Raw genomic sequence first — 7,913 nt, 5'->3', positions numbered from 1 at the left:
CCAACCGACGAAAAATTCACAGTACAAGAACTATCTATTCTAAGTGCAAAATACCCTTCCAAATCGCACTTACCACTAAGCCAATAAATAAAAATTTAGCTTTGGTAAAGCCTTCAGAACCAGAACGAATCACAATCGCTGTTGCTGTACCTGTTGGAAAACGTAAGCGATCAAGCTCAATCAATTGTTTGCGCAATGGAATAATTAATACAACGCCCAGTAATGCACCTGCAACGCCTGAAACTAATAGCGGTGTGAGTGCAAACGAGAAACTGGGGTCTTGTGCTTGTAATAAAAATAATGCGGGCATCACAAATGCCACACCTGTACCCGCAGTATTAATTGATGAGGCAATAGTTTGGTTGATATTATTTTCGACGCTTGTTCCAACGCCTAATACGCCGCGCAACAATACATAGCCGAGAATCGCGGCAATCGCAGAACCACCTAAAGAAAAGCCTAATTTTAAGCTAATATAAGCAAATGCGACGACTAAGACTATGCCTTGAAGAATGCCTAAAATAGTCGCTGCAACGGTAAATTCTCGGTATGTTTGTGTGTTCATTTCTAATGCAATAGCAGAGCTAATCCTAGAATTAAAAAGATAAAGATAGGATATGAAATCTTACCAAAAGAACGTAATCGACGCTCAAAACGTTCATCATCCGCATGTACGTATATGATCACTTGGATCACAATGGCAAAAATAGCCAACATATAAACCATGTAGAATACATACTCGATTAACACCACATAACTGATATTATTCAATTGTGAACTGAGGTTTAAATGGAACAGTGATGTCGAAATAATCATGTTGATATTGAGGAATAAACCCGTATAAAAATCCGTGATATAGAATGCTAAATAACCCAAAGCAACCACGAAAATGACTGATAATAGATTCTTAAGCACAAAACTTAACACATGCCGCTCAACTTCTACATACGCATTAAATTGTGAATATTCAATCCGTTGCTGTGAACCAAATAACTCAGGCATTCCAAGGGTAGAATCACTTTTTCGGCTATTTTGATAGAATGCAATATTTCGTACCTGCCAACCGCCAATCATAAATACCTTATTACGCTCAAACTTTTGTTGCATTGCGAGCGTGCCCAATTTACCACCCGTGCCCATACCTAGCGTATCAACAACGTAAATCAGCTTGTCACGAGTCAATGTTTGATGGCGTAATTTAATCGGTAAACGCTGAACATCTAAAGGATAACGTCTAAAATCAAAATAACCTTTAAATGGGGTTTTAATCCGATAAGTATGGGTTGTCACACCCGTTTCTTCATTGGTAGAAACAAACAGCGGATCAGTAAAATATTTGGTTGTAGAATCCACCGCATTCACCAATGTCACATTCCCATCATCAAAGTTATCCTTGAACCTAAACCATAGGAAAAAATCCACAACAAAAGAAGATTTTGCGGTGTCTAATTCAGATAGTTCATTGAAATCCATGCCTGTATAAACCACTTGAGCACGGTGCATAAACTTACCATTCAGAGAAATAACCCGTTCTTCTAACACTTCTTTGAGCAAATTATCAATCTGACTTAAATTGTTTAAGGGTTGATATTGATATAGTGCGGCAACAGGTGTGCCACTTTGATAGACCGAAACGGAAATAGGTTTAACTGCATCCCCATAAGCATCAAAATACAAATAGCCTGTTACACCTTCAATTGCTTTGTCTGGCACTGTCATATCATATAAATGATCGCGTACAGCCTGACGTTTTTGCTTGATAGGCAATGAAGCATCAATTTCGTCCATGACATGGGAAAGTAAGAATGCCGCATCATAAGTTAATGCAGAAGTTGCAGAGGCTTTTTCACCATAAGCTTTGGAATAATTGCTAGAAAAAATTTGCGCTCGTTGATTAGAAATATCAACTAAAAAAGGCATTGCAGCATAAGTACCATCACTGTAATAACCGGGGCTAGTACGCTCTTGTGGGTAAGTGGCAAGTTGATCTTGAAAGCCCTTGGTTGAAAATGCTTCAGAACCAACTATTGTCATATTGCGGTTTTTGCCCTTCATCGAAGTCAAAATTTCAACTGCATCCGTGCCATACGTGCCAACAAATAAAACCGAATTTTCTTCATCAGGTATCGTTGCTTGCATTTCTGCAATAATTGTTTTTAAACCTTCAGGATCACTGTTAGAACAGCGCCAATGTTGTTTAATCGGTAAACCAATGTTCTCTGCGGTATTGACAAATGATTCGGCTAAACTTGAACCATAAGCTCCTGTATCCGTAATCACATAAGCCGTTTCAAAGTGCAAGATTTTCTTAGTATAATTAGCCAATAACGCACCTTGATCGCCATTATTGAAAATCACCCGAAAATACCAATCATTATCCCGTGTCAAATCATTTGCCAACGCAGTTGCAGATACCGCAGGAACACCTGCTTTTTCATAAATGTCAGCAGCGGCTAACGAAGCGGTACTGGTATAATGACCGATGACGGCGGAAATATCAGGGTTAGCCACGATTTGTTGTGCAACTTCTCTGGCTTTATCTGCATTACTTTCATCGTCAAACGTCAATAGTTTTATCGGTCTGTCTTCATGCCACTGATTATAGGTTTTCAAGTAAAGCTCAATCCCTTTCAGCATGGCTTGTCCATTCCCTGTTTGGAGTGGTGCTGCTAATGCAATATAGAACGGTTTGGGATGACTAAAAAATCCATCTTTCCACAAGAAGGCAATGAGGATAAGAGCAGGAATGCCAAAAATGACCATAATCTTTGTCATCGACATCCATGGTTTATGAGGTTGCTGCTCATTAATATCTGTAAAGTTAAGTTCCTGAACAGGAGGGGGTTCTATTTTGGCATCTAAAACCAGTTCCATCTTATCGAGCACTTGACGACATTGTGTTGCAAGTTCTGCTAATTCTTGCTTATTGTCTTTTTTTATGGGTGCTATCGGCTCAATATGGCAGGCAATGCCTAAGCTTGCTAATTTAGCTTGGTAATCATCAGCAATAGCCTGTGTACAAGCATGTTTAACTATTGTAGGTTTCAGAAATAGCTTAGAAACTTCTTGCAGTTCAAGGTCTAGTGTTTCAGCCAGCTTTAGTTGCACAGCTTCGTGCTCATGGCCGTCTAACACGCCCGAGACAATAATATTATATAAGTCTTGCTTCATTGTTGTATTTACTCCGCCAGTGACCAATTACGGATTTGTTGACCACCAAAAGCCATAATGTACCAATCGTTAACCCAAGGTTTCACTAAATATAATGCGGTTGCAAAATAAAGTGGGACAATTGCGGTTTCTTCAGTATTTAAAATTTCTTCGGCACGCCGATACAATTGTAAGCGAATTTTTGGATCGGGTTCTGACTGAGCAACTTCAACCACTTTAGCAAATTCTTGATTATTCCAGCCTATCCAGTTTGGCGATATGGTTGGATGAAACACGTCATATAACCAGTTGTTCGCATCAGGGTAGTCCGCACACCAGCCAAAACGAAACATATTCGGTGTTGTTGGCTGATCGAGGGTATCCATATATTTGTCAAACCCTTGTTCTTGCACATCCACATCTACATTAATGTAATGTTTTAACATGGTTTGAATTGCAACTGCATTGTCATGATGTGCTTCGCTATTATTATGCATTAGTACAATGCTTGGTAAACCTTCTGCATTAGGGTAGCCTGCTTCTTCTAACCATTGTTTGGCTTGTATGGGATCAAACTGAATACCGACTTTTTCCTCTGGGTTGACTGCACCGAAAATGGGTGGACGGGTAAACGTGGTTGCTGGAGTTTGATTGCCTTTAGTCACAACATCAACCAGTAATTGTTTATTAATTGCAGCAGCAATGGCTTTACGCACCAAAGGATTATTCGTTGGTGCAATTCGGGTATTAAAGCCATAAAATTCGGTACAAAACTGCGGTTCAACCGACAATTCTTTGCTTAAGTAGGGGTTGGTTTTAATTCGAGGAATGTCTCTTAATGGAATTCGTAAATATTGTTCACCAATAATGTCCAGTTCATTGTTTTCATACATGGCAAGACCCAGCGAACTTTCAGGCACAATCAAATATTCAATTTTTTTAATATTAATCGTATCAGCATCATAGTAATAATCATTTTTTTCTAACGTGATGTAATTACCTTTTTTCCAACTTGCCAATCGATAAGAACCATTGGTTTGAATATTTTTCGCCAAAGTCCAATCATCACCATAAGCTTCAATAATTTTGTGTGGCAATGGCCGATAAGTCCAAATACTGACTAAAGCAGGAAAATATGCCGTTGGTTGAGCTAATTGAAATTCAATCGTAAAGTCATCAATCGCTTTCACACCTAAGGTCGAAATATCCGCCTTGCCTTCATAAATATCTTCCGCATTTTTGAGTGAAAAGAGAGTGAACACATAATAAGAATCCAGTTTAGGGTCTAAATTACGTTTAACCGCCCACACAATATCATGCGCTGTGACAGGTTCGCCATTTGTCCATTTGACATCTTCACGCAATTTAAAAATATAGGAAAGCGTATCTTCACTGATTTCCCAACTGGTGGCTAATTCAGGTAAAACCTCATAAGTTTTAGGGTCAAAATCAGTCAAACCTAAAAATAAATGTTCAACTAATTCAATTGAGGCAATATCAACAGTTAAGCTAGGATCGATAGTTGAAATACTGCCATTAAAGGGGATACGCAAATGCCCAACGCTTTTTCCTGCTTGCTTGGAATTTGAATCCATTGCATTTGATGCGTCTGGTGTCTTTTCACACCCTGTTAAGCTAATAAATATTAATGCAACAAATATTATCCATAATCGCATTAGACTACCCCTTGATGAAAACAAAGTGTTCGCCATTTTACCCTAAAATAACTGAATTGTTAGTAGGGAATAGTAGATAATGCACGTTATGTATAGAATGCACTGATTAAGCTTAAAAAATCTGGCTTAAAAATCAATATTTATTCACTAAAATTCAATCTAAATATCGATTTTTCCGATCCGTATCTGGCTTGATAAATTATATTAATAATGGAGAAAATTATCATGTTAAGAATTATTTTACTCTGCTTGTTATCTTTTAATCTACAGGCTTTAGAGTCTGTTGAGAGCGTAGAACCGATCAGTATTTATAGTTCAAATGAAACCTTGGAAGATGTGAAGTTTGAGCTGGAAAATGCGATTGCTAGCAAAGGCTTTACTTTAAACGATTCATTACATATTAGTGAAATGTTGCAGCGCACAGGCAAAGATTTAGGAATTACTGAACCCGTTTATATTGGAGCGGAATCATTAAGTTTTTGCAGTGCAATTTTAACCCACAAATTTGCTCAATCCCATCCTGCTTATATGGTGCTTTGTCCTTTGACAATGGCTATTTACACCACAGCTGCTGAACCTGATAAAACCTATATTGCGTTTCGTAAGCCAATGCTAGCAGACAAACAACTCAGCCAGACAATTGAAGACACTTTTAATAGCATTATCCATGATGCTTTAGATTAGTATGAATAAGTGAAATTAAAATTATGACCCAAGAAGCCTCAAATCAAACATCACTGCCACCGATCGATACAACGTCATGCTTGCATGAGCTGGTTCAAAGTATGCGACCTTTATTGGAGGCCTTGCATCAGGATTTTGAAACTCGTACCTCACGTTATAAAATTATTGAACGGGTTTTATATCTGTTTGCTGCTGTGATTGCAGTGATATCAGCCTATGTGTTTTATTTGATTTACATGGTAACTATGGATATGAATCATGTCACACGTTACATGGCTGTTATTTCAAATGAAATCGTAGAATTATCAGACAATGTGAATGACATCAGTGATGAAATGAAGGGCATGAGTAATGTCATGAAAACCATGAATGATTCCACTCATTATATGAATCACGCAACACAACAAATGTCGTTATCTGTCGATATTATGCAAAATGCCATGGAGCACATGAAAGCGTCTATGGTGCAAGTTTCCGAGGACATGACTGATATGCACGGCTCGATGTTAAAAATATCAAGTAATATGTCAGACTTGCATTTAGATATTGCAGATATGCGTCAGGATTTTCATCTGGTTGCGGGTGATTTACATATTATTACAGCCCATGTTGGCGATATGAAAACCGATACTCGTCAGATGAATCATAATCTTGGCAATATGTCTCACCACATGACTGCACTGACACAAAATATTGTACCCGCATTTAGCAAATTTAATAATGCTATGCCCTTCATGAATGCAATGCCTTGGTGATAAAAATTTTTAATTTCCGATAATGCAAAAGCAGACTAGAATAACCAAATGATTTTTAAACACTAACTGAAAGTATCTTTTCAGCTCAAGAATATATTTTTTAAGCATCGATTAGCCGTTTTTAACTTGGCTGCAAAGTGGTTTTTTAGGGGATAATTATGGATAGACATGTTGATGTAGCAATCATTGGGGCAGGTTCTGCGGGCTTATATGCTGTGCCTCAAGTCCGACGCAATACTGATAATTTTGTTCTTATCAATGGTGGACACTACGGTACAACTTGTGCGCGTGTCGGCTGTATGCCATCTAAAGTATTAATTCAAGCGGCTGAGGATTATCATCATCGTCATGTACTGGCGGAAAAGGGGATTTACGGCGGTAATAAATTACGGATAGATATTCCTGCCATTATGCGTCATGTGCGTAAATTGCGTGATGGTTTTGTTGGTCGTGTTACGGGTAATCTTGACCGTTTACGCGATAAATGTATTGATGGTTATGCAGAATTTGTTGAGCCTAATGTATTGCAGGTCAATAATGAGACAATCCAAGCTAAAAAAATCATCATTGCCACAGGTACATCTCCTGTTATTCCCGCAGCATGGGCGCATTTACAAGATTATATTTTGACTACCGACAGTTTGTTTGAACAAGAAACATTGCCTTCCAGTATTGCGGTTTTAGGTTTGGGTGTCATTGGTTTGGAAATGGGACAAGCTTTAACTCGTTTGGGTATTCAAGTGGTCGGTATTGATATTTTAGAAACCATTGGTGGGATTCAAGACCCTGAAGTGAAGCAAATGGCAATTGAAACCCTTGGTGATGAATTTCCTTTGTGGTTGGGTCATGCGGCAGAGTTGGAGGAGCAGGAAGGACAGGTTTTAGTTAAGGCGGGTGGGAAGAGCATTTTAGTTGATAAAATTTTAGCCAGTTTAGGTCGTAAGCCCAATATTGTAGGTTTAGGTTTGGAAAAAATTGGGGTGGCGTTAGATGCGCGTGGCGTTCCTATTTTTGATCCAAATACCTTACAAATAGGTGATTTGCCGATTTTTATTGCAGGGGATGCGAATGCTGATAGAGCGATTTTGCATGAAGCGGCTGATGATGGACGGATTGCGGGTTATAACGCCAGTCATGATGAAGTGATGGGATTTAAACGTAAAATATCTTTAGGTATTACTTTTTGTGATCCTAATATTGCGCGGGTGGGTCAAGGTTGGGATGAGTTGCAAAGCAAGGATCATATTGCGGTTGGTAGTATGAATTTTCAGATGCAAGGTCGTGCCATGATTATGGGTAAAAATAAGGGCTTGATTCGAGTTTATGCAGATAAAGTCAGCGGTCAGTTACTCGGTGCTGAAATGATGGTGGTGCGTGGTGAAAATATAGCGCATTTACTGGCATGGGCAATTCAGAATCAAATGACGGTGCATGAGTTATTGCAAATGCCTTATTATCATCCTGTGATTGAAGAGGGTTTGCAAAGTGCTTTATATGATGTGGCGAGTCAGTTGGATTTACCTAAAGAGGGGATTTTGGAGTTAAATACGTTATAGCTTTCTGACATAACGATAGGCTAGATTTTTGGTAATCTCAAAATTGAATCATCTTCATCTTGTGACGACGCACCGCGTCGTCATCCAACAGG

General features: G+C 38.7%; 6 protein-coding genes. 3 read left to right on the top strand and 3 right to left on the bottom strand.

Annotated features, from left to right (window positions below):
* Positions 1-34: 34 nt before the first annotated feature.
* The 3 genes from ABXH34_RS05900 to ABXH34_RS05890 are packed head-to-tail and all read right to left on the bottom strand — an operon-like array spanning position 35 to position 4,826.
* Entirely contained in the window at positions 35-565 is a 531-nt protein-coding gene (locus tag ABXH34_RS05900) for an OPT/YSL family transporter (protein WP_353570941.1), read from the bottom strand.
* Between the two features lie 2 nt (positions 566-567).
* Positions 568-3,171, bottom strand: coding sequence for an ABC transporter substrate-binding protein (locus ABXH34_RS05895; protein WP_353570940.1), 2,604 nt, complete (start codon positions 3,169-3,171; stop codon positions 568-570).
* Between the two features lie 8 nt (positions 3,172-3,179).
* Positions 3,180-4,826, bottom strand: a complete 1,647-nt coding sequence (locus ABXH34_RS05890; RefSeq protein ID WP_353570939.1) for a peptide ABC transporter substrate-binding protein — start codon at positions 4,824-4,826, stop codon at positions 3,180-3,182.
* Positions 4,827-5,051: 225 nt separating this feature from the next.
* Between ABXH34_RS05890 and ABXH34_RS05885 the strand changes: the two genes are divergently transcribed.
* From ABXH34_RS05885 to ABXH34_RS05875, 3 genes are all read left to right on the top strand, one after another.
* Positions 5,052-5,510, top strand: coding sequence for a DUF302 domain-containing protein (locus ABXH34_RS05885; protein WP_353570938.1), 459 nt, complete (start codon positions 5,052-5,054; stop codon positions 5,508-5,510).
* 23 nt (positions 5,511-5,533) lie between these two features.
* Positions 5,534-6,265 carry a methyl-accepting chemotaxis protein gene (locus ABXH34_RS05880; protein WP_353570937.1) on the top strand — a complete coding sequence of 244 codons (732 nt, stop codon included), beginning with the start codon at positions 5,534-5,536 and terminating at the stop codon, positions 6,263-6,265.
* Between the two features lie 158 nt (positions 6,266-6,423).
* On the top strand, positions 6,424-7,821 hold the full coding sequence (locus tag ABXH34_RS05875; protein WP_353570936.1) for a dihydrolipoyl dehydrogenase: 1,398 nt from the start codon (positions 6,424-6,426) through the stop codon (positions 7,819-7,821).
* Positions 7,822-7,913: the final 92 nt, after the last annotated feature.

This window comes from Candidatus Albibeggiatoa sp. nov. BB20 (genome assembly GCA_016744725.1).
Lineage (GTDB): Bacteria > Pseudomonadota > Gammaproteobacteria > Beggiatoales > Beggiatoaceae > Albibeggiatoa.
This window is presented reverse-complemented; position numbering and strand designations above follow the sequence as displayed.

Excerpts from the sequence above, each read along its gene's own strand:
- ABXH34_RS05900 (WP_353570941.1), bottom strand. The coding sequence starts at position 565 with ATGAACACACAAACATACCGAGAATTTACCGTTGCAGCGACTATTTTA.
- ABXH34_RS05895 (WP_353570940.1), bottom strand. The coding sequence starts at position 3,171 with ATGAAGCAAGACTTATATAATATTATTGTCTCGGGCGTGTTAGACGGC.
- ABXH34_RS05890 (WP_353570939.1), bottom strand. The coding sequence starts at position 4,826 with ATGCGATTATGGATAATATTTGTTGCATTAATATTTATTAGCTTAACA.
- ABXH34_RS05885 (WP_353570938.1), top strand. The coding sequence starts at position 5,052 with ATGTTAAGAATTATTTTACTCTGCTTGTTATCTTTTAATCTACAGGCT.
- ABXH34_RS05880 (WP_353570937.1), top strand. The coding sequence starts at position 5,534 with ATGACCCAAGAAGCCTCAAATCAAACATCACTGCCACCGATCGATACA.
- ABXH34_RS05875 (WP_353570936.1), top strand. The coding sequence starts at position 6,424 with ATGGATAGACATGTTGATGTAGCAATCATTGGGGCAGGTTCTGCGGGC.